This window comes from Streptomyces kronopolitis (assembly GCF_050953795.1).
Lineage (GTDB): Bacteria > Actinomycetota > Actinomycetes > Streptomycetales > Streptomycetaceae > Streptomyces > Streptomyces kronopolitis_A.
This window is the reverse complement of sequence record NZ_CP191850.1, coordinates 6664316-6683579: the sequence shown is the minus strand read 5'-3', so window position 1 is coordinate 6683579 and position 19264 is coordinate 6664316. Positions and strand designations below refer to the sequence as shown.

16 protein-coding genes are annotated in these 19264 nt (G+C 72.9%); 11 read left to right on the top strand and 5 right to left on the bottom strand.

The features are described 5' to 3' along the window. Positions 1-77 precede the first annotated feature (77 nt). Complete coding sequence (locus ACQP17_RS29485) at positions 78-479, top strand: DUF1992 domain-containing protein (protein ID WP_433858999.1); 402 nt, start codon at positions 78-80, stop codon at positions 477-479. Between the two features lie 30 nt (positions 480-509). Here the strand turns inward: ACQP17_RS29485 and ACQP17_RS29480 are convergent, their stop codons facing one another. Then, positions 510-1781 (bottom strand): DUF4185 domain-containing protein, encoded by a 1272-nt coding sequence (locus ACQP17_RS29480; RefSeq protein WP_433858998.1) that lies wholly within the window; start codon positions 1779-1781, stop codon positions 510-512. 220 nt (positions 1782-2001) lie between these two features. Between ACQP17_RS29480 and ACQP17_RS29475 the strand changes: the two genes are divergently transcribed. Genes ACQP17_RS29475 through meaB form a run of 3 tightly spaced genes read left to right on the top strand, consistent with a single transcriptional unit; the run spans position 2002 to position 7125 of the window. Next, positions 2002-3885, top strand: a complete 1884-nt coding sequence (locus ACQP17_RS29475) for a methylmalonyl-CoA mutase family protein (RefSeq protein ID WP_433858997.1) — start codon at positions 2002-2004, stop codon at positions 3883-3885. Next, the gene (scpA, locus tag ACQP17_RS29470; RefSeq protein ID WP_433858996.1) at positions 3885-6116 is read left to right on the top strand and encodes a methylmalonyl-CoA mutase; all 2232 of its coding nucleotides are present in this window, start codon (positions 3885-3887) and stop codon (positions 6114-6116) included. Before ACQP17_RS29475 ends, scpA begins: the two co-directional genes overlap by 1 nt. A gap of 10 nt (positions 6117-6126) precedes the next feature. Further along, positions 6127-7125: a methylmalonyl Co-A mutase-associated GTPase MeaB gene (gene meaB, locus ACQP17_RS29465; RefSeq protein ID WP_433858995.1), complete on the top strand. Its 999-nt coding sequence runs from the start codon at positions 6127-6129 to the stop codon at positions 7123-7125. 84 nt (positions 7126-7209) lie between these two features. Here the strand turns inward: meaB and ACQP17_RS29460 are convergent, their stop codons facing one another. Then, positions 7210-7716, bottom strand: coding sequence for an ATP-binding protein (locus ACQP17_RS29460; protein WP_433858994.1), 507 nt, complete (start codon positions 7714-7716; stop codon positions 7210-7212). Between the two features lie 196 nt (positions 7717-7912). Between ACQP17_RS29460 and ACQP17_RS29455 the strand changes: the two genes are divergently transcribed. Together ACQP17_RS29455 and ACQP17_RS29450 are read left to right on the top strand one after the other, a co-directional pair. Then, positions 7913-8155, top strand: coding sequence for a DUF397 domain-containing protein (locus ACQP17_RS29455; protein WP_364881597.1), 243 nt, complete (start codon positions 7913-7915; stop codon positions 8153-8155). A 168-nt stretch (positions 8156-8323) separates the two neighbouring features. Further along, positions 8324-9232 (top strand): helix-turn-helix domain-containing protein, encoded by a 909-nt coding sequence (locus ACQP17_RS29450; RefSeq protein WP_364881595.1) that lies wholly within the window; start codon positions 8324-8326, stop codon positions 9230-9232. Positions 9233-9303: 71 nt separating this feature from the next. Here ACQP17_RS29450 and ACQP17_RS29445 read toward each other — a convergent pair whose 3' ends face one another. Further along, the gene (locus ACQP17_RS29445; RefSeq protein ID WP_433858993.1) at positions 9304-10119 is read right to left on the bottom strand and encodes an SAM-dependent methyltransferase; all 816 of its coding nucleotides are present in this window, start codon (positions 10117-10119) and stop codon (positions 9304-9306) included. 605 nt (positions 10120-10724) lie between these two features. On the opposite strand from ACQP17_RS29445, the gene ACQP17_RS29440 reads away from it, so the two are divergent. Then, positions 10725-11372, top strand: coding sequence for a TetR/AcrR family transcriptional regulator (locus ACQP17_RS29440; protein ID WP_364881590.1), 648 nt, complete (start codon positions 10725-10727; stop codon positions 11370-11372). An 88-nt stretch (positions 11373-11460) separates the two neighbouring features. After that, the gene (locus tag ACQP17_RS29435) at positions 11461-12333 is read left to right on the top strand and encodes a class I SAM-dependent methyltransferase (RefSeq protein WP_433858992.1); all 873 of its coding nucleotides are present in this window, start codon (positions 11461-11463) and stop codon (positions 12331-12333) included. A 33-nt stretch (positions 12334-12366) separates the two neighbouring features. On the opposite strand, the gene ACQP17_RS29430 is transcribed toward ACQP17_RS29435, so the two are convergent. After that, positions 12367-13656 carry a PucR family transcriptional regulator gene (locus ACQP17_RS29430; protein ID WP_433858991.1) on the bottom strand — a complete coding sequence of 430 codons (1290 nt, stop codon included), beginning with the start codon at positions 13654-13656 and terminating at the stop codon, positions 12367-12369. 189 nt (positions 13657-13845) lie between these two features. Between ACQP17_RS29430 and ACQP17_RS29425 the strand changes: the two genes are divergently transcribed. Then, entirely contained in the window at positions 13846-15372 is a 1527-nt protein-coding gene (locus tag ACQP17_RS29425; RefSeq protein WP_433858990.1) for a hypothetical protein, read from the top strand. Positions 15373-15461: 89 nt separating this feature from the next. Here the strand turns inward: ACQP17_RS29425 and ACQP17_RS29420 are convergent, their stop codons facing one another. After that, positions 15462-15983 (bottom strand): DUF6314 family protein, encoded by a 522-nt coding sequence (locus tag ACQP17_RS29420; RefSeq protein ID WP_433858989.1) that lies wholly within the window; start codon positions 15981-15983, stop codon positions 15462-15464. 227 nt (positions 15984-16210) lie between these two features. Here ACQP17_RS29420 and ACQP17_RS29415 point away from each other — a divergent pair, with 227 nt between their 5' ends. Together ACQP17_RS29415 and ACQP17_RS29410 are read left to right on the top strand one after the other, a co-directional pair. Beyond that, positions 16211-17680 (top strand): aldehyde dehydrogenase family protein, encoded by a 1470-nt coding sequence (locus ACQP17_RS29415; RefSeq protein WP_433858988.1) that lies wholly within the window; start codon positions 16211-16213, stop codon positions 17678-17680. Beyond that, positions 17677-19251 carry an APC family permease gene (locus ACQP17_RS29410; RefSeq protein WP_433858987.1) on the top strand — a complete coding sequence of 525 codons (1575 nt, stop codon included), beginning with the start codon at positions 17677-17679 and terminating at the stop codon, positions 19249-19251. Before ACQP17_RS29415 ends, ACQP17_RS29410 begins: the two co-directional genes overlap by 4 nt. Positions 19252-19264: the final 13 nt, after the last annotated feature.

The window sequence follows — 19264 nt, the reverse complement described above, 5'->3', positions numbered from 1 at the left end:
GTGAAGTCAGGCATCCGCCTTCCCCGCACGCCGGACGGAGCGCTCCGCCGGCGTCCGAACCTCGGGAGACGCTGACGATGACCGAGCGCAAACCCCCCGGCATGAGCCATGAGACCTGGGCGGACCGGCAGATCCGCGAGGCCGCCGAGCGCGGTGCCTTCGACGGGCTCACCGGGGCCGGCAAGCCCCTCCCCCACCTCGACCGGCCGTACGACGAGATGTGGTGGATCAAGGAGAAGATGCACCGCGAGCACCTGTCCTTCCTGCCGGCCGGCCTCGTCCTGCGCAAGGAGGCCGAGGACGCCCGGGAGGCCGCGGCCGCGGCGCCGAGCGAGGCCGCGCTGCGCCGCATCCTGTCCGAGATCAACGAACGGATCCGCGCGGCGCTGCGGGCGCCGCTCGACGGCCCCCCGCTGCGTCTCGTCCCGTTCGACATCGAGGAGGCGGCGCGCACCTGGCGCCGGGAGCACGGGAGTTGAGACCGGGGCCGGAGCGCACCGGCCCGCCCGTCACGGTGCGCGCGGTGCCAGCCGTACCCGCAGGAATCGCGGCCGGTACAGCTCGACCGCGCCGTTGATCCGGGGGCCGGGCGGGACGCCGGGCGGGCCGAGCCAGTTGATGTCGTAGCTGAGCAGCAGCCCGCGGCCGCCGGTGAATTCGGGGTGCGCCTGCGGGTTGTAGACGGCGACGTGGCGCGGGTCGGCGGCGGGCGGACGGGGCGGGGTGAGACGGCCGTGCGGACCGCGCCAGGGGCCCTGCGGCGCACCGGCCCGGTAGCTGGTGATCACCCGCAGCCCGGCCGAGCCGTCGCCGCCGGTGTCCATGGTGAACAGCACCCAGGCCGGTCCGTCGCGCACCACGGTGAAGGAGGCACCCACGCCGCGCCGGCCGCTGCCCCGCAGCACCGGCACCGCCCGCCCGGCCCGGCGCCGCCAGCGGGCGCCGTCCCAGAACCGCCAGCGGCCGCGGTCCGCCAGCCGCCCGGCCGGGACCCGTGCGAGGTAGGCGCTGGAGGCCGGTGACGTGGGCGGGTCGTCGCCGCCGAAGACGTACGTCCAGCCGCCGACGGGGACCACCGCCGTGCCGTAGAGGACCCGCCGTCCCGGATCCGGGACGGCCGCCTGGTCCACGGCCGGTGTGATGCCTGCCAGGCGCAGCCCGGGGAGCGAGAGGGTGGCGACCTCGGTGCCGTGCGGCTCACCGAAGATCCACGGCCCGGTGCCGGGGGTGCGGCGCCACAGCAGGACGCGGACGACCCGCGCGGTGGCGCCGGGCGCACGCGGCTCCACCCGCGCGCCGACCGGCCAGCGCCGGCCGCCGCCCGGCGGGTCGGGGAAGAACGGCCCGGGAGCGGCCGCCCCGCCACCGGTCAGGGTGCGCCGCGCACGGCCCGAACGGGACATCACCACCGCGGAGTTGTGCCACAGGGAGGGCGTGCCGCCGGTGCCGGAGGTGCGCCAGTGGTGGGTGTCACCGTGCGGGCCGGGTGGTGCGTGGACCCGGCCGAGGAAGGTGTCGGAGAACAGCCACAGGGTGCGGCCGTCGGGCAGGCGCACCGAGTGGGTGCCGTCGCCGCCGGTCCAGTCGTCCAGGCGGGTGTTGTCGTTGCCGTAACGGGTGAATTCCGCGGTTTGCCGGAAATCGGCGGACCAGGAGGCGATCCGGCGTTCGGCGCGGCCCGCACGCGTGCCCGCGGCGGGCCCCTGCGGCAGCCCGGCGGCCGCCGCGGTGAGCAGCAGCAGTCCGGCGGCGGCCGTGGTGCGGATCGGGGCCCGGGGCATCGCGCTCCTTGGGGGTGCGGCGCCCACCGTAGTGAACCCGGCGCCCGCGCCGGAGCAGGCGCGTCGGGTACCGGAAAGACCGACCGCGCACGATACCGGCGACCCCGTCCCACCTGCCCCTTCTCGCGTGAAAACAGGAAGATCCACCAGTGGTCAACGAGTGCAAGGTCACAGCCTGAGACACTGCTCCGGCTAACGGTCGTTCGCCTAGCCTGCTGCCATGACCGCCGAGTCCCCCGAACTCCCCCTGGCCGCCGCCTTCCCGGATGCCGACCGAGAGCAGTGGCAGCGCCTCGTCGAAGGTGTGCTGCGCAAATCGGGCGTCACCGAGGCGTCCGGTGCCGCCGCCGAGGACGCCCTCTCCACCGGCCTCCAGGACGGCATCCGCATCCGCCCGCTCTACACCGCCGAGGACGGTGCGGCCCTCCCGGCCCACCCGGGCTTCCCGCCCTTCGTACGGGCCGGCCGGCCCGAAGGCACCACCGTCGCCGGGTGGGACGTGCGCCAGCAGCACGTCCACACCGATCCGCGGCAGGCCAACGCGTCGATCCTGGCCGACCTCGAGAACGGCGTCACGTCGGTCTGGCTGACCGTCGGGGACGGCGGCGTGCCGGTCTCCGGTCTGGAGCAGACGCTGCAGGGCGTCTATCTGGACCTGGCCGCGGTGGTCCTGGACGCGGGCGCCGATTTCGAGGCGGCCGCCGAGGAGTTGCTGCGCCTGTACACCGCGTCCGGCGCACCGCTCGGCGAGGCGGCCGGCGCGCTGGGCGCCGATCCGCTCGGCCTGCTGGCCCGTACGGGTGACGACGCCAAGCTGCGCCTCCAGCTGGCGGCCGCGGCCCGCCTGGCCGGGCGCTGCGCCGCCGACGCGCCGGGCCTGCGGGCGCTGGCCGTCGACGCGCTGCCCTACCACGAGGCCGGTGGGTCGGCCGCCGAGGAACTGGGCGCCTCGCTGGCCACCGGGGTCGCCTATCTGCGGCAGCTGACGGCGGCCGGACTCGGCATCGACGACGCCTGCCGGCAGCTGGAGTTCCGCTACGCCGCCACCGCCGACCAGTTCCTGACCATCGCCAAGCTGCGCGCGGCCCGACGGCTGTGGGCCCGGGTCGCCGAGGTGTGCGGGGCGTCGCCCGACGCGGCCGCGCAGCGCCAGCACGCGGTCACCTCCACGGTGATGATGACCCGTCGTGACCCCTGGGTGAACATGCTGCGCACCACGGTCGCCGGACTGTCCGCCGGGGTGGGCGGCGCGGAGGCGGTGACGGTGTTGCCGTTCGACGCCGCGCTGGGCCTGCCGGACGCGTTCGCCCGGCGGATCGCCCGGAACACCCAGTCCGTGCTGCTGGAGGAGTCGCACCTGTCGAAGGTCATCGACCCGGCGGGCGGCTCCTGGTACGTGGAGAGTCTCACCGACGAGCTGGCCCGCGCCGCCTGGGCGTGGTTCCAGGAGATCGAGGGCGCGGGCGGCCAGGCCGCGGCGCTGCGCTCCGGACTGATCGCCGGCCGGCTGGCTAAGACCTGGCAGCGGCGCACCGACGATCTCGCCCGCCGGCGCGAACCGATCACCGGCGTCAGCGAGTTCCCGCATCTCGCCGAGCCCCCGGTCACCCGTGAACCGGCGCCCGCGCCGATCGGCGGGGGGCTGCCACGGGTGCGCCGGGACGACGCGTACGAGCGGCTGCGGTCGCGCTCCGACGCCCATCTGGCGGCGAGCGGCGCCCGCCCGAAGGTCTTCCTGGCCGCGCTGGGCCCGGTCGCGGCGCACACCGCCCGGCTGGCCTTCGCCGCCAATCTGTTCCAGGCCGGCGGCATCGAGACGGTGTCCGAACCCGCGCCGGTGGACGCGGAGTCGGTCGCCGCGGCGTTCGCCGCCGGCGGCGCGCGGATCGCCTGTCTGTGTGCGAGCGACGCGGTCTACGGCGAACAGGCGGCGGCCGTGGCGGCCGCGCTGAAGTCGGCGGGAGCGGTACGGGTGCTGCTGGCGGGCAAGCCGGGCGAGCACCGGGAGGAATTCACCGCGGCGGGCGTGGACACCTTCGTCTTCGCCGGCTGCGACGCGGTCGAGGTCCTCTCCTCGGCCCTGGATGTCATGGAGGTGGCGTGATGGGAGACACGACGCAGCAGGCCGGCGCCATCCCGGACTTCAGCGCGGTCGAGCTGGGGGAACCGGACGCGGCGCACGGCGCGGGCGACGGCACGCGATGGGCCGAGGCGGTCGAGCAGGCCACCGGCAAGGGCGTGGCGGATCTGACGTGGGAGACGCCGGAGGGCATCGACGTCAAGCCGCTCTACACGGAGGCGGACCTCGACGGCCTGGACTTCCTGGGGACCTACCCGGGGATCACGCCGTATCTGCGCGGCCCGTACCCGACGATGTATGTCAACCAGCCCTGGACCATCCGGCAGTACGCCGGCTTCTCCACGGCCGAGGAGTCCAACGCCTTCTACCGCCGTAACCTCGCGGCCGGCCAGAAGGGCCTGTCGGTCGCCTTCGACCTGCCCACGCACCGCGGCTACGACAGCGACCACCCGCGGGTGACCGGTGACGTCGGCATGGCGGGCGTCGCCATCGACTCGATCTACGACATGCGGCAGCTCTTCGAGGGCATCCCGCTGGACAAGATGACCGTCTCGATGACGATGAACGGCGCGGTGCTTCCGGTGCTCGCCCTCTACATCGTGGCGGCGGAGGAACAGGGCGTACCGCCCGAGAAGCTGGCCGGGACCATTCAGAACGACATCCTCAAGGAGTTCATGGTCCGCAACACCTACATCTATCCGCCGCAGCCCTCGATGCGGATCATCTCCGACATCTTCGCGTACACCTCGCAGAAGATGCCGCGCTACAACTCCATCTCGATCTCCGGCTATCACATCCAGGAGGCGGGCGCGACGGCCGACCTGGAGCTGGCGTACACCCTCGCCGACGGGGTCGAGTACCTGCGCGCGGGCCTGGCCGCCGGGATGGACGTGGACGCCTTCGCGCCGCGGCTGTCCTTCTTCTGGGCGATCGGCATGAACTTCTTCATGGAGATCGCCAAGCTGCGCGCGGCCCGGCTGCTGTGGGCGCGTCTGGTCCAGCGCTTCGAGCCGAAGAACCCCAAGTCGCTGTCCCTGCGCACCCATTCGCAGACCTCGGGCTGGTCGCTGACCGCGCAGGACGTGTTCAACAACGTCACGCGCACGTGCGTGGAGGCGATGGCCGCCACCCAGGGCCACACCCAGTCCCTGCACACCAACGCCCTGGACGAGGCGCTGGCGCTGCCCACCGACTTCTCCGCCCGGATCGCCCGCAACACCCAGCTGTTCCTGCAGCAGGAGTCGGGCACCTGCCGGGTCATCGACCCGTGGGGCGGCAGCGCCTACATCGAGAAGCTCACCCACGACCTGGCCCGGCGCGCCTGGCAGCACATCGAGGAGGTCGAGGAGGCCGGCGGCATGGCCAAGGCCATCGACGCGGGCATCCCGAAGCTGCGGGTGGAGGAGGCCGCGGCCCGCACCCAGGCACGGATCGACTCCGGGCGGCAGGCGCTGATCGGCGTCAACAAGTACCGGGTGGAGACGGATGAGGAGATCGAGGTCCTCAAGGTCGACAACTCCTCGGTGCGCGCCCAGCAGATCGACAAGCTCAAGCGGCTGCGTGCCGAGCGCGACGAGCAGGCCTGCCAGGAGGCGCTGCGCGCGCTGACCGCGGCGGCGAAGTCCGGTCCCGGCGAGGGGCTGGAGGGCAATCTGCTGGCACTGGCGGTGGACGCGGCCCGCGCCATGGCCACCGTCGGTGAGATCTCCGACGCACTGGAGTCGGTCTACGGGCGCCACTCCGGCCAGATCCGTACGATCTCCGGTGTGTACCGAGACGAAGCGGGCCCCTCCTCCGGTGTCGAGCGCACCCGGTCGCTGGTGGCCGAGTTCGAGCGCGCCGAGGGCCGCCGGCCTCGCATCCTGGTGGCCAAGATGGGCCAGGACGGCCATGACCGCGGCCAGAAGGTGATCGCCACGGCCTTCGCCGACCTGGGCTTCGACGTCGACGTCGGCCCGCTGTTCCAGACCCCGGCCGAGGTGGCCCGCCAGGCCGTGGAGGCGGACGTCCACATCGTCGGCGTCTCCTCGCTGGCCGCCGGCCATCTGACCCTGGTGCCCGCGCTGCGCGAGGCGCTGGCCGCGGAGGACCGGGAGGACATCACCATCGTGGTGGGCGGGGTGATCCCGCCGCAGGACGTGCAGCCGCTGCGCGACATGGGCGCCGCCGCGGTCTTCCTGCCCGGCACGGTGATTCCCGAGGCCGCCCACGATCTGGTGCGGGACCTGGCTGCGGTCCTCGGCCACGAGCTGTGAGCGGGGGGACATGCCGGCGAGGATCGATGTCGAACGGTACGCCGAGGGTGTCCGCGCGGGTTCCCGCGCCTGGATCGCCCGGGCCGTCACCCTGGTCGAGTCCACCCGCCCCGATCACCGGGCGGCGGCCCAGCGGCTGCTGATCGAGCTGCTGCCGTACTCCGGCGCGGCCCGCAGAGTGGGCATCAGCGGGGTGCCCGGTGTCGGCAAGTCGACCTTCATCGACGCCCTCGGCACGCTGCTGACGGGCATGGGGCACCGGGTGGCGGTGCTCGCCGTGGACCCGTCCTCCAGCCGCACCGGCGGCTCCATCCTGGGCGACAAGACCAGGATGGAGCGCCTGGCGACGGACCCGGCGGCGTTCGTCCGGCCCTCCCCCACCTCCGGCACGCTGGGCGGTGTGGCACGGGCCACCCGCGAGTCCATCGTGGTGATGGAGGCGGCGGGCTATGACGTCGTCCTGGTGGAGACGGTGGGCGTCGGACAGTCCGAGACCACCGTCGCGGGCATGGTCGACACCTTCCTGCTGCTGACCCTGGCGCGCACCGGCGACCAGCTCCAGGGCATCAAGAAGGGCGTGCTGGAGCTGGCGGACCTGGTCTCCGTCAACAAGGCCGACGGTCCGCACGAGCGGGACGCCCGCTCCGCGGCCCGCGAACTGGCCGGTGCGCTGCGGCTGTTGCAGCCCGTCGACGCGGCCTGGACCCCGCCCGTCCTGACCTGCAGCGCCCGCGAGGGCACCGGCCTGAAGGCGCTGTGGGAGCGGGTCGAGCAGCATCGCACCCTGCTGGATTCCACCGGCGCGCTGGCCGAGCGGCGCCGCACCCAGCAGGTCGACTGGACGTGGTCGATGGTCCGGGACCGGATGATCGACCGGCTCCAGGAACACCCCGAGGTGCGCCGGCTGAGCCCCGAGGTCGAACGGGCGGTGCGCGACGGTGAACTGACCGCGACGCTCGCGGCCGAACGGCTGCTGACCGCGTTCGGGCTGGGCGACCCGCAGGGCTAGCACCCGCCCCACAACGCGACCCCGCCCCGAGCGGCCCATCGGCTCACTCGGGGCGGGGCCGCGTCGTCGCAGCGCGATCCCCCCTCAGCCGCGCTCCGACACGGTCGCCCAGACCGTCTTGCCCGAGCGGTCCGGGGGCGTCCAGCCCCAGGCATCGCTCAGTCGGTCGACGATCTGGAGACCACGTCCCGATTCGGCAAGTGTGTCCTGGGGCCTGACGACGGGTGCGCCGCCGCCGGCGTCCGAGACGGCGCACAGCACCGTCGCCCCCTGCCGGGTCAGCGCCAGCCAGGCCGGGCACAGCGCGGCCAGCGCCTCGTCGCGCCCGCGCCTGGCCCCGGTACCGCTGCCGTAGCGCAGGGCGTTGCTGACGAGTTCGGACACGACCAGGGCCGCGTCCTCCGCGACGCCCGCGCAGAGTTTCCAGCCTTCCAGCGTCGCCCGGGTGAACCGGCGGGCCTCCGCCACGGTGCGGGCCGAGCTGCTCAGTGCGCACGCCGCGAAGTCGTCCGGGGCGGGCATCCACCAGGTGTCGTCACACGCTTCATCCCGGAGGGCGTCGTGCACGGTCTCTGCCGGATGAGTGGTCATCAACATCTCCGCGAAGGGGATTTCGGGACTGGGCCGGACTGCCTCGGAGAGCTAATATCCTCGTCAGTCGTCCGTCGATGCAAGTGCATCTGCAATTACATCGGTAAGTACGGCCACACAGGGGCACGTTCACGCCAAGGTGAGTGAAGGCCCGGGATCGGTCGGAGGCACGTCCTCCAGCAAGGGAGCATCTGATATGGAGCCGGTGACCAACGGCATAGCGGCAACCGCCATCGACGGCGCCGTCTGGCGCAAGAGCCGTCGCAGCAACCCCAGCGGCAACTGCGTTGAACTGGCGGTTCTTTCGGACGGGGAGGTGGCGGTGCGCAACTCCCGCTTCCCCTCGGGTCCGGCGCTGGTCTACACCCGCGACGAGATGACCGCCTTCGTCCAGGGCGCCAAGGACGGCGACTTCGACGATCTCATCGGCCGCGGCTGACGCATATGTCGGCCGAATACCCGCCCCGGCTGTACGCGGGCTGGGGGCAATGGGACACTGGGCGTTCGCCCGACCACCCAGGGGAGTCAGCATGAGCGAGCGCAGCGAGCGAACCGCGCAACGGTGCGCGCCGCGCGAGTGCGAGGCCGAGCGGAACGGGGTCCCGGCATGAGTGCCGAACAGCCGAGCGGCGATCCGTCGCTGCGCCGCTACCTCACCCACCCGCGGGGCGGCCCGACCGTCCTGCGCATCGTGCTGGGCACCCAGCTTCGCCGGCTGCGCGAAGGGGCGGGCATCACCCGCGAGGCCGCGGGCGACGCCATCCGCGGTTCCCACGCGAAGATCAGCCGTCTGGAACTGGGGCGGGTGAGCTGCAAGGAACGGGACGTCGCCGACCTGCTGACGCTCTACCACGTCACGGACGAATCGGTCCGCTCGGACTTCCTCACCCTGGCCCGCCGGACCAGCACCCCCGGCTGGTGGCATCAGTACGGCGATGTGCTGCCGGGCTGGTTCGAGACTCACATCGGCCTCGAAGAGGCCGCCTCGGTGATCCGTACCTACGAGGTCCAGTTCGTGCCGGGCCTGTTGCAGACCCCGGACTACGCCCGGGCGGTGACGCAGCTCGGTCATCCGCGGGCCTCGGCCGAGGAGATCGAGCGGCGGGTGCGGCTGCGCGTCCAGCGTCAGGAGCTGCTGAGGGTCCCGGACGCGCCGCGGGTGTGGGCCGTGATCGACGAGGCGTCACTGCGCCGTCCGCTCGGCGGGCCCGAGGTGATGGAGGGCCAGCTCAGACATCTGCTGACGATGGCCGAGCTGCCGAATGTCACGCTGCAGATCGCGCCGTTCAGCCTCGGCGGGCTGGCGGCGGCCGGCGGACCGATCACGATCCTGCGGTTCCTGGAGCCGGACCTGCCGGACATCGTCTATCTGGAGCAGCTGACCAGCGCGCTCTATCTGGACAAGCGCGACGACGTCGACCACTACCTCGCGGTGATGGACCGGCTCAGCGCACAGTCCGAGTCCCCGCGGGAATCCCTGGTGATACTGGAACGGCTGCTCAAGCAGGAGAGCTGACGCCCGTCCCGGGCGGAAGAGGGGCCGGGTCCCGGTGGGCGCCCCGCCCCTCTTCTCCTGCGGCCGCCGCGCTACGACTTGCGGGCGACGCCGCCGAACTCGATCCACTCCTGGGTGAGCTGCTTGGGGCCGATGTCCGCGTCCGGCATCCAGGTGGAGACCTCCACCAGACCCGGCTCCAGGACCTCCAGGCCGTCCAGGAAGCCGGCCAGCTCGTGCGCCTGGCGCACCCGGCCCCACTGGCCCTGGGTGCTGACCCGCATGAACTCGGTGACGAAGTCCCGGGTGGCGGCGTCCTCGCTGACCAGCTGGCACACCACCAGGAAGCTGCCCGGCGCCAGCCGGTCGGCGACCCGCTTGATGAGACCGGCCGGGTCGTCGGCGTCCGTTATGCAGTGCAGCACGGAGACGAACAGGGCGGCGACGGGCTGCTCGAAGTCGATCAGGCGGGTCACCTCCGGGCTGTTCAGGATGCCGTCGGTGTCCCGCATGTCCGCCTGGATGACGGCGGTGTTGGTGTTCTCCTCCAGCAGCGCGCGGCCGTGCGCCAGCACGATGGGATCGTTGTCGACGTACACCACACGGGAGGCGGGGTCGACCTGCTGGGCGACCTGGTGGACGTTGTCCTGCGTCGGCAGGCCTGATCCGTGGTCGATGAACTGCCGGACGCCGTGCTCGCGGGCCAGCCAGCGGACCACCCGCTGCAGAAAGCGCCGGTTGTTGATCGCCAGCACCTGAGTGCTCGGAACGACCTTGCTCAGCTCTTCGCAGGCCTCGCGGTCGACGGCGTAGTTGTCCTTGCCGCCGAGGTAGTAGTCGTACATCCGGGCAACGCTCGGGATGCTGACGTCGACGACTCCGGAGGGCGGTCGCGCTTCTTGGCTCATTCCACACTTTCCCGTCGCTTCGACAGCATTCAGCCAGGGGGCAGCCGCGATCATTGCGTGTTTGTACGACCACGCCCCGCAGCCCCCAACATACCCACCGGAAGGGGGTTGGTGCAGACAAGTGACCGGGTCACGTGCACGGAGTGACGGATGCGGCGCCACCGGCGCGCCACAAACCCAACAGACGTGCGAATCAAGGGGGTTCGACCGGCCATCCGGCGGTGACGGGGAGCCGCTTCCGGGCCCTTCCGGCCGGAAATCGCCCGCGCGGGTCAGAGGTCGGCCGGGGGCTGGGGTGCGGGCCGCCGCCTCGCCACTCATCGGCGGCGGCCCGCTCTCACTTCCCCCGGCGACACCCAGCGCCGGGCTCCGCCCCGTGTGCCACGGACCGGCCGAGGAGCACTCCGGCCCGTGCCACGGACAGCGCCGCGTCGGCCATCACCCGATCAACGGCCGTTGCGATGCGGGGCGTTACGGAGGATCGCCTACCACCTTCGGCGCGCTTTACACCTGCCGGCGATCGGGACGACAGGACCCCACCGGGCCCCATCGCCTTACTTCCGCGTAACCTTACTCGCTAGTAAGGTTAGGGTAAGCTGACGCGAATGAGCGACATACGCAGGCGACGCGTCCCCCGGCCGGTCCGGGAGCAGCAGATCATCGATGCGGCGATCCGGGTCTTCGCCCGGCGCGGCTACCACGCTGCCTCGGTCGACGAGATCGCCGAACTCGCCGGCATCTCCAAGCCGATGGTCTATCTCTACCTCGACTCCAAAGAGGGGCTGTTCCTCGCCTGTCTGCGGCGCGAGGCCGAACGCCTGCTGGCCGTCTTCCGGGCCGCCGCGGTCCCCGCGCACTCCCCCGAACTGCGGCTGCGGGCCGGGCTGCTGGCGTTCTTCACCTTCGTCACCGAACACCGCGACAGCTGGGTGGTGCTGCACCGCCAGTCCTCCGAGCCGAGCCCGGCGATCACCGCGGAGCTGGCCCGCTCGCGGCGGGCGCTGCTGGCGGAGGTCACCGGACTGGTGCGGGCCGACATCGCAGCCAGTGACGGACCCGCCCGCCCCGACGACGACGCCGAATTCGTGGCGTACACCCTCGTCGGGGCGGCGGACTCGCTCACCGACTGGATGGCGCTGCACCCCGGCGAGCCCCCGGAGCGGATCACTCTGCGGCTGATGAACATGGTGTGGGTGGGGATGCGCAATGTGCTCGACGGAGAGGTGTGGACGACGCCGACACAGCTCCCGTAGGAGCCCCCCGGGCCCGCCGCTTCCGTCCGGCGCGCCGCTCCGGCCCCGCGGGGCATGGCCCTCGCCGCCCCGCGGGTAGACGTCAGGGATGACCACAGAGAAGAGCGAGCCGGCGCCGCTCCCGGTGACCCTGCCCAGCATCGAGGAGATGCTCCTGGCCAACCAGGCGAACTGGGACGCGCGTACCCCGGTCCATGTGGCCAGCGCGTTCTACGGGCTGGACGGTTCACGCACCGCCGAGGACTGGTTCGCGCCGTTCGAGTGGACGGACCTGGGGGATCTGGCGGGACGGGAGGTGTTGCACCTCCAGTGCCATCTGGGCACCGAGACCGCCGCGTTCGCCGAGCGGGGCGCCGCGCACACGGTGGGGCTGGACTTCTCCGCGGCGGCCGTGGCCGAGGCGCGGCGGCTCGCCGGGGAGGCCGGCCGGTCCGTGGAGTTCGTCCGGTCGGATGTGCACCGGGCCGCGGAGGCGCTCGGCGGGCGGCGGTTCGACGTCGTCTACACCGGCAAGGGGGCACTGTGCTACCTGCCGGACCTGACGGCCTGGGCGGAGGTCGTCAGCTCGCTGCTGCGGCCCGGCGGGACGCTCTACCTGGTCGAGTTCCACCCCCTGCTCGACGCGCTGGGGCCGACGCCGAGCCCCGAACGGCAGCAACTGCTGCTGCGCCACGACTACTTGGCGGGCCGCGGGCCGCTCCGGAGCGACACCCCCTGCACCTACACCGACGGTCCGCCGGTGACCGGCGCCACGACCAGCTACGAGTGGCGGCACGGCCTCGGGGAGGTCCTCTCCGCGGTGATCGGCGCGGGGCTGACCGTCCAGCTGGTGCGGGAGACCGAGTTGCTGCCCTGGAAGCGGTTCGACGCCATGGTGCCCGCCGAGAACGGCTGGTGGCGCCTGCCGCCCTCGGAGCCGGTCGTTCCGCTGCTGTACGCGCTGCGGGCGGTGAAGGCTTGAGTCCTTGCGCTTCCACGGCGCGGGGCGGGCGCCTCAGCCCTCCGGGCCGTGCAGGCGGCGGTGCGTCAGCGCCCACCAGATCTCCGCCAGGTCGGCCGGGTCGCGCAGGCTGGTGCCGGTGATCTCCTCGAAGCGCCGGAGCCGGTTGCGCAAGGTGTTGGGGTGCACGTAGAGGGTCCGCGCGGCCGCGTCCAGGCGCAGCCCCTGCCGCAGATAGGCGGCCACCGCCTCCTCCAGCTGGGCGCCGTCCTCGCCGCGCTCGGCCAGCGGCGCCAGCCGCAGCCGCACCAGCCCCTCGCCCACGGCCGGGAGCGCCACGACCGTGGCCCGCAGCCCGAGTTCCTCGCGGGTGAACGCGCCGACGAGCCCGAACCCGAGGGCGGCGCGCAGCGCCTGGGTGGCCCGGGTGAACTCCGCGGCCAGCACGGCGGGCGCCACCGGGGCGCCCAGCCCGAGGACCAGGCTGCGGCACAGCCCGCCCGGGCGCCCGGCCAGCAGCCCGGCCACCTCCCCGTCCACGGTCGTGACCAGGGGCTTGCCCGCCTTGTCCAGCGCGAGCCAGGGACGCAGCGCGGCGACGATCCGGTGGAAGGCGCGGTCGCCCGGGCCGGGGTGACCGGGGGTGTACGCGGCGGGGGCCGCGGGGCCGTCGGGCGGGGCGGCACCGGGCAGGCAGGCGCGGAAGGGGAGGCGGAGCGCGCTGCGGTCGTACGCCCCGTCCGTCAGCTCCCCGTCCCCGGACTCGCCGGCGATCGTGCCGTCCCCGGCCAGGGACTCGTCCCACTGTGCCTGGCCGAGCAGCAGGGCGCGGACCAGCGCGGCGCGCCGGCGGTCCGTCATCGCGTCCTCCTGGATCCCGATGCGGCAGCTGCGGACCACGCGCAGGGTGTTGGCGTCGGCCCAGGCGCGCAGGGTCTCGGCGATCGGCAGCAGGTCCTCGGCGGTGCCGCGGCGGGCCGCCATCTCCTCGCCGAACCGCCGCCAGACGACGTCGGTGCCGATCCGGTAGGCCGAGATGATGTCCTCGACGGGCAGCGCGCGGGCCAGCTCCGTGACCTCGTCGAGATGGGTCTCCGGGACGCCGTGGGTGCCGCTCTCGCCGGGCACCGAGCCCAGCGGGCCGCGGCGCTCCCCGGACCAGCGCTGGACCAGCGACAGGCCGTTGCGCAGGGACGCCTGCACCCGTGGGCGGAGCTGGTCGGAGGAGACCGCGGCGTAGGAGGGGAGTTGGGCCCGGAGCCCGTCGACGACCTCGTCGGTGAGGGCGTCGATGGCGGTGTGCAGCGCGGCGACGGCCTCCGGCACCGTTGTGGAATTCTCCACGCGTCCCCTCCCGACTCGGTGTCTTTCCCCATGGCGAAAGCGATCATTCGTCGCCATGCTACGAGGAAGCCGCCCGAACCCCTACAGATGTTCGATGTTGGATGACTTTTCCCCCGTCGCCCGGATCGTTCCGGGGTCGGATCGCGGCCTCGTACCTCCTTGCCACCCCCCGCACCCCAAGGAATTCCATTGGCTGTTTCCTGGCGCCGGATAGCGGTCCCCGCCGCCGCGGTCGGCGTACTCGTCCCCGCCGCTCTCGGCACCCATGCACTGCTGTCGCACGACGACTCCGGCTCGTCCCCGGCCGCGATCCGCGCCGCCGGCTCCCCGGACCCGAACTCGGCTCCGGACGGCGCCGGCGGTGCGAACGACTCCGGGAGCGCCGCCGTGGCCGCGACGCCCTCCAACGCGCCCACCGGACAAGGCCGTTCGGTCGCCGTGAAGCTCTCCTCGTATGACGCGCACCGCAAGCAGGCGGTGCTCAAGCCGTCCGCCGGCAAGTCCGTGCGCACCGGCGATGTGATCGCCGCCGCACCGAACCGGCACGCCCCCTCGGGCGCGCTGTTCAAGGTGCGCAAGGTCACCGGCTCGCAGGGCGGCGAGGTCCGGGTGACCACCGCCCCCGCCACGCTCTCCGAGCTGCTCGGCGATCAGAAGGTGGACCAGCGCACGGCGTTGCGGGCGGGCGAGCTGTCCGTCAAGCCGCTGTCGTCCGGTGTCTCCGTCCAAAAGCCCGGCACCGGTCAGGGCGGCGACGCCCCGTCCACCCCGTCCGGCGAGTCGAGCGCGCCCGCCGGCGAAGGCCCGGACGCCTCGCCCAGCACCTCTCCCAGCCCCTCGGCGAGCGACTCGTCGCACGCCCCGGAGAAGCGCGCACCGCTCGCGCGGCCCTCCGCGGGTGCGGCCGGCGCCTCCTCCGAGGACGCGCTGCCGCCCGAGGCGCGCAAGGCGCTCACCACCCTGCGCCTCGGCGTCAACGTGCCGCTGCCCAAGGACATCCAGGCCACCGACCGGTCGCCGGCCCGGCTGTCCGGTGAGGTGTCCTTCCGGCCCGAGCTGATCTTCCAGTACGAGAAGCGCGGCGGGCTGAATCTGCTGCCCCAGCGCGCGGCGGTCGGCCTCGGCGGCTCCTACGCCTACGGCTGGCAGGTGCACGGCAAGGTGCGCGGCACCGCCGACACCGGGCAGGTCTCGGTGCCGCTGGCGGCGGTCACCGGCCGGCACACCTTCTGGGTGGGCCCGGTCCCGGTCGTGGTGAGCACCGAGGTCACCTTCACCTACCGCTTCACGGCCGGTGGCCGCATCGTGCTCGACGCCGACCAGCGCACCTCCGGCGCGTTCGCGGTGGGCGCGAAGTACGACCGCACGAACGGCTGGCAGCCGCTGCACACGGCGGACCAGCAGACCAAGGGCTCCACTCCCCGGGTCGAGGGCGCCGCCACGGCGACCGCCCGCATCGGGGCGCACGCCCAGGTGTTCCTCTACGACACGGTCGGTGTCGGCGGCGAGCTGTCCGTCCACCTGACGGGACAGGCCGCGGCCGCGCACGGCGGCGGCGCCCCGGCGTGGGCGCTCAGCGCGGGCTACGACCTCAAGACCGAGCTGATGCTGCAACTGAAGATCTTCGGCATCCAGATCGCCGATCTGCGGACCACGCCGTTCGCCCTGCATGACGAGCGCAAGCTCTTCGGCCGGGGCAAGCTGCCCGCCGCCTGACCGGCCACGGCCGGACGCAAGACCGCGCCCCCGGGGGAACTCCTGCCCCCGGGGGCGCCTTCGCGTCCGTCACCGGCGGCCCGCCGCGCTCAGCCCCGGCGCCGGTAGACCGAACACAGCAGCTGGTCCTTCGCCGGCCCGCCGACCCGCCAGCGCAGCCGCCACTCGTCCGCCGTGACGGCCGTGAAGGACCCCTCGTAGCGGTCCTCGGCGCAGGGGTGGCGCGCGGTCCACCGGCCGGTGCGCAGATCGAGGTCGTGGAAGGGCCGGCCATCGGCGAACCCGACCCCGGCGGTGCCGTCCGGGCGGGGCCGCAGCAGCAGCGTGCGGCTCGCCGGATACACCGTGCCGTCCCAGGTCAGCCGCCCCTCCTCGGCGTGCAGCAGAACGTCGCCGGTGCCCTCGGGCCGGAACTCCGCGGTGCCCCGGAAGTGCCCCTCGGCGCCGGTCCGCAGGTCGCGGACGGTGCGCTCGACGTCCCAGCGGCCGGCCAGAAAGGCGGCGACGTCCGGCACCGGATACGGGCGGTCGGCCCCGGGGCCCCCATCCGGACCGGCGCACCTCTCCGACTCCGGCTCCCGCCACTGCCCCCGGTCCCGCTCGCTGCCCATGCCCCCATTCTCCCGGCCGCCCGCCCCGTCACTGCGCCGGCCCCACCCGGTCGGCCCCCGCTCCTCCGGCCCCTCGTGCCGTGCGGAGCCGCGGCGCCCGTCCTACTCTCGGTGCAGTGATCGTCACCGAGGTCCGCACCGCGGGCCAGCCGGCGCGCCACACCGCCGGCCGGGGCGCCGCGCCCGCCGCTGCCGCCCCGTACGAGCCCTAGGACCGGAGGCAGCACATGCCGGATCTGTTCATCGGCGGCCAGTGGACCGCGGCGGCCGACGGGCAGCTGCGGGAGATCCGCTGCCCCGCGGACGGCACGCTGGTCGCGACGGTCGACGAGGGCGGGCCGAAGGACGCGGCGGCGGCGGTCTTCGCCGCCCGTACCGCCTTCGACGACGGATCCTGGCCGCGCACCCCGGCGGCCGAACGCGCCGAGGTCGTGCTGCGGGTCGCCGAGCTGCTGGAGCGCGACAAGGACACACTGGCCCGGGCCGAGTCGCTGGACACCGGCAAGCGGCTGGTCGAGAGCGCCTACGACATGGACGACATCGCCAACTGCTTCCGCTACTTCGCCCACCTCGGCGCGGCCGGGGCGCCCGACCGGGTGGTGGACGCGGGGGCCCCGGAAGTCGACAGCACGGTGCGCCACGAACCGGTCGGGGTCTGCGCGCTGATCACCCCGTGGAACTACCCCCTGCTGCAGACCGCCTGGAAGGTCGCCCCCTGCCTGGTCACGGGCAACACCTTCGTCCTCAAGCCCAGCGAGCTGACCCCGCACACCGCCCTCCACCTGATGCGGCTGCTGGCCGAGGCCGGGGTGCCGGACGGCGCCGCCAACCTGGTACTGGGCACCGGACAGCACGTCGGCGCACCGCTGACCGAGGACCCGCGGGTGGACATGGTGTCGTTCACCGGCGGGCTGGTCACCGGCCGGCGCATCATGGCCGCGGCGGCGCCCACCGTGAAGAAGATCGCGCTGGAGCTGGGCGGCAAGAACCCCAACATCGTGTTCGCCGACGCCGATTTCGACACCGCCGTCGACTACGCCCTGATGGCGGTCTTCCTGCACTCGGGCCAGGTCTGCTCGGCCGGCGCCCGGCTGCTCGTCCAGGAGGAGCTGCACGACGCGTTCGTGGACGAGCTGGTCTCCCGCGCCCAGCGGATCCGGCTCGGCGGACCGTTCGACGAGTACGCCCGCACCGGCCCGCTGATCTCTGCCGCGCACCGCGCGAAGGTGGAGGCGTACGTGGCGGCCGGGCTGGACGAGGGCGCCGTCCTCCTCTGCGGCGGCTCGGCGCCCGACGACCCCTCGCTGTCCCACGGCTTCTACTACCTGCCGACCGTGCTCGACGAGTGCACCCCGGACATGTCCGTCGTCCGCGACGAGAGCTTCGGCCCGGTGCTGACCGTCGAACGGTTCCGGGACGAGGACGAGGCGGTCTCGCTGGCCAACGACACGGTGTACGGGCTGGCCGGCGCGGTGTGGACACAGAACGGCGAACGGGCCCACCGGGTGGCCGCCCGGCTGCGCGCGGGAACGGTGTGGATCAACGACTTCCATCCGTACGTGCCGCAGGCGGAATGGGGCGGGATGAAGCAGTCGGGCGTCGGACGGGAGCTGGGGCCCGCGGGGCTGGCCGAGTACCAGGAGGCCAAGCACGTCTGGCGCAACACCGCGCCGCGTCCGCAGAGGTGGTTCGAGTGACCGATCCCGCAGCTTCCCGGCCCGACACCGCGGCCGACCATGGGCACGACGACGAGGCCATCGCCGAACTCGGCTACAAGCCCGAGCTGAAGCGCACCCTGGGCAACTTCCACACCTTCGCCGCCGGCATCAGCTACATCTCGATCCTCACCGGCACCTTCCAGCTGTTCTACTTCGGTGTCGCCCACGGCGGCCCGGCGTACTGGTGGTCCTGGCCGATGGTCTTCCTCGGGCAGCTGATGGTGGCGTTGTGCTTCTGCGAACTGGCCGCCCGCTATCCGGTGGCCGGGTCCATCTACAACTGGGCCAAGAAGCTCGGCGGCCCGCACGTCGGCTGGCTCGGCGGCTGGATGATGCTGACCGCCTCCATGGTCTCGCTGTCCGCGGTGGCGCTGGCCTACCAGGTGACGCTGCCGCAGATCTCGTCGTGGTTCCAGTTCATCGGCGACGGCACCGGCAAGTCCGCCGCCGAGAACGCCGTGCTGCTGGGCACCGTCCTGATCGCCTTCACCACCCTGGTGAACGCCTTCGGTGTGAAGCTGATGGCGCGGATCAACTCGGCGGGCGTGGCGATCGAGCTGATCGCCGCCATCGTCCTGGTCCTGCTGCTGGCCGCGCACATCACCCGCGGGCCCGGCACGGTGACCGACACCTTCGGCCTGGGCAAGGGCCAGAGCCTGGGCTACTTCGGCGCCTTCCTCACCGCCTCGCTGGCCTCGGCCTACGTGATGTACGGCTTCGACACGGCCTCCTCGCTCGGTGAGGAGTCCAAGGACCCCGGCCGCAACGCCCCCCGCGCGATCCTGCGGGCCCTGGTCGCGTCCTTCCTCATCGGCGGCCTGATCCTGCTGTTCGCCCTGCTGGCCGTGCCCGATCTGCACGCCAAGCAGCTCTCCGTGGACGGCCTGCAGTACGTGGTGCTCTCCACGCTCGGGTCGACCGTGGGGCAGATCGTGCTCTGGTGCGTGGTCATCGCGATCACCGTGTGCGATCTGGCCGTGCACACCGCCGGCATCCGACTGGCGTTCGCGATGGCCCGGGACAACAACCTCCCGGCCGCCTCCCTGCTCGCCAAGGTCAGCCCCCGCTTCCAGACACCGGTGCTGCCGGCCGTCGTCATCGGGCTGGTGGGCATCGGCATCCTGCTCATCAACGTCAATCAGCCGCAGATCTTCTCGGTGATCACCAGCATCGCGATCATCATGATCTACCTGGCGTATCTGGCGGTCACCCTGCCGATGCTCGTCCAGCGGCTACGCGGCAACTGGACCCCGGCCAAGGGGAAGTTCACCCTCGGAAAGTTCGGTCTGCCGGTGAACATCCTCGCCGTGCTCTGGGGCCTGGCGATGTCCCTCAACCTCGCCTGGCCGCGCGCCGCGGTCTACAACGCGACCGGCCCCCAGCACTGGTACCTGCGCTGGGGCGCCTTCCTGTTCATCGGAGTCGTGGCGCTCGGCGGATTCGCCTACTACTGGTTCGTCCAGCGCAAGAAGACGGGCGTGCTGGCCATGCACGCCGCCGTCGCCTCCGACCCCGGCACCCCGGGCGACAGCGGCGCCCCCACCCCCTGACCTGGAGCGGCAC

Excerpts from the sequence above, each read along its gene's own strand:
- ACQP17_RS29485 (WP_433858999.1), top strand. The coding sequence starts at position 78 with ATGACCGAGCGCAAACCCCCCGGCATGAGCCATGAGACCTGGGCGGAC.
- ACQP17_RS29480 (WP_433858998.1), bottom strand. The coding sequence starts at position 1,781 with ATGCCCCGGGCCCCGATCCGCACCACGGCCGCCGCCGGACTGCTGCTG.
- ACQP17_RS29475 (WP_433858997.1), top strand. The coding sequence starts at position 2,002 with ATGACCGCCGAGTCCCCCGAACTCCCCCTGGCCGCCGCCTTCCCGGAT.
- scpA (WP_433858996.1), top strand. The coding sequence starts at position 3,885 with ATGGGAGACACGACGCAGCAGGCCGGCGCCATCCCGGACTTCAGCGCG.
- meaB (WP_433858995.1), top strand. The coding sequence starts at position 6,127 with ATGCCGGCGAGGATCGATGTCGAACGGTACGCCGAGGGTGTCCGCGCG.
- ACQP17_RS29460 (WP_433858994.1), bottom strand. The coding sequence starts at position 7,716 with ATGACCACTCATCCGGCAGAGACCGTGCACGACGCCCTCCGGGATGAA.
- ACQP17_RS29455 (WP_364881597.1), top strand. The coding sequence starts at position 7,913 with ATGGAGCCGGTGACCAACGGCATAGCGGCAACCGCCATCGACGGCGCC.
- ACQP17_RS29450 (WP_364881595.1), top strand. The coding sequence starts at position 8,324 with ATGAGTGCCGAACAGCCGAGCGGCGATCCGTCGCTGCGCCGCTACCTC.
- ACQP17_RS29445 (WP_433858993.1), bottom strand. The coding sequence starts at position 10,119 with ATGAGCCAAGAAGCGCGACCGCCCTCCGGAGTCGTCGACGTCAGCATC.
- ACQP17_RS29440 (WP_364881590.1), top strand. The coding sequence starts at position 10,725 with ATGAGCGACATACGCAGGCGACGCGTCCCCCGGCCGGTCCGGGAGCAG.
- ACQP17_RS29435 (WP_433858992.1), top strand. The coding sequence starts at position 11,461 with ATGACCACAGAGAAGAGCGAGCCGGCGCCGCTCCCGGTGACCCTGCCC.
- ACQP17_RS29420 (WP_433858989.1), bottom strand. The coding sequence starts at position 15,983 with ATGGGCAGCGAGCGGGACCGGGGGCAGTGGCGGGAGCCGGAGTCGGAG.
- ACQP17_RS29415 (WP_433858988.1), top strand. The coding sequence starts at position 16,211 with ATGCCGGATCTGTTCATCGGCGGCCAGTGGACCGCGGCGGCCGACGGG.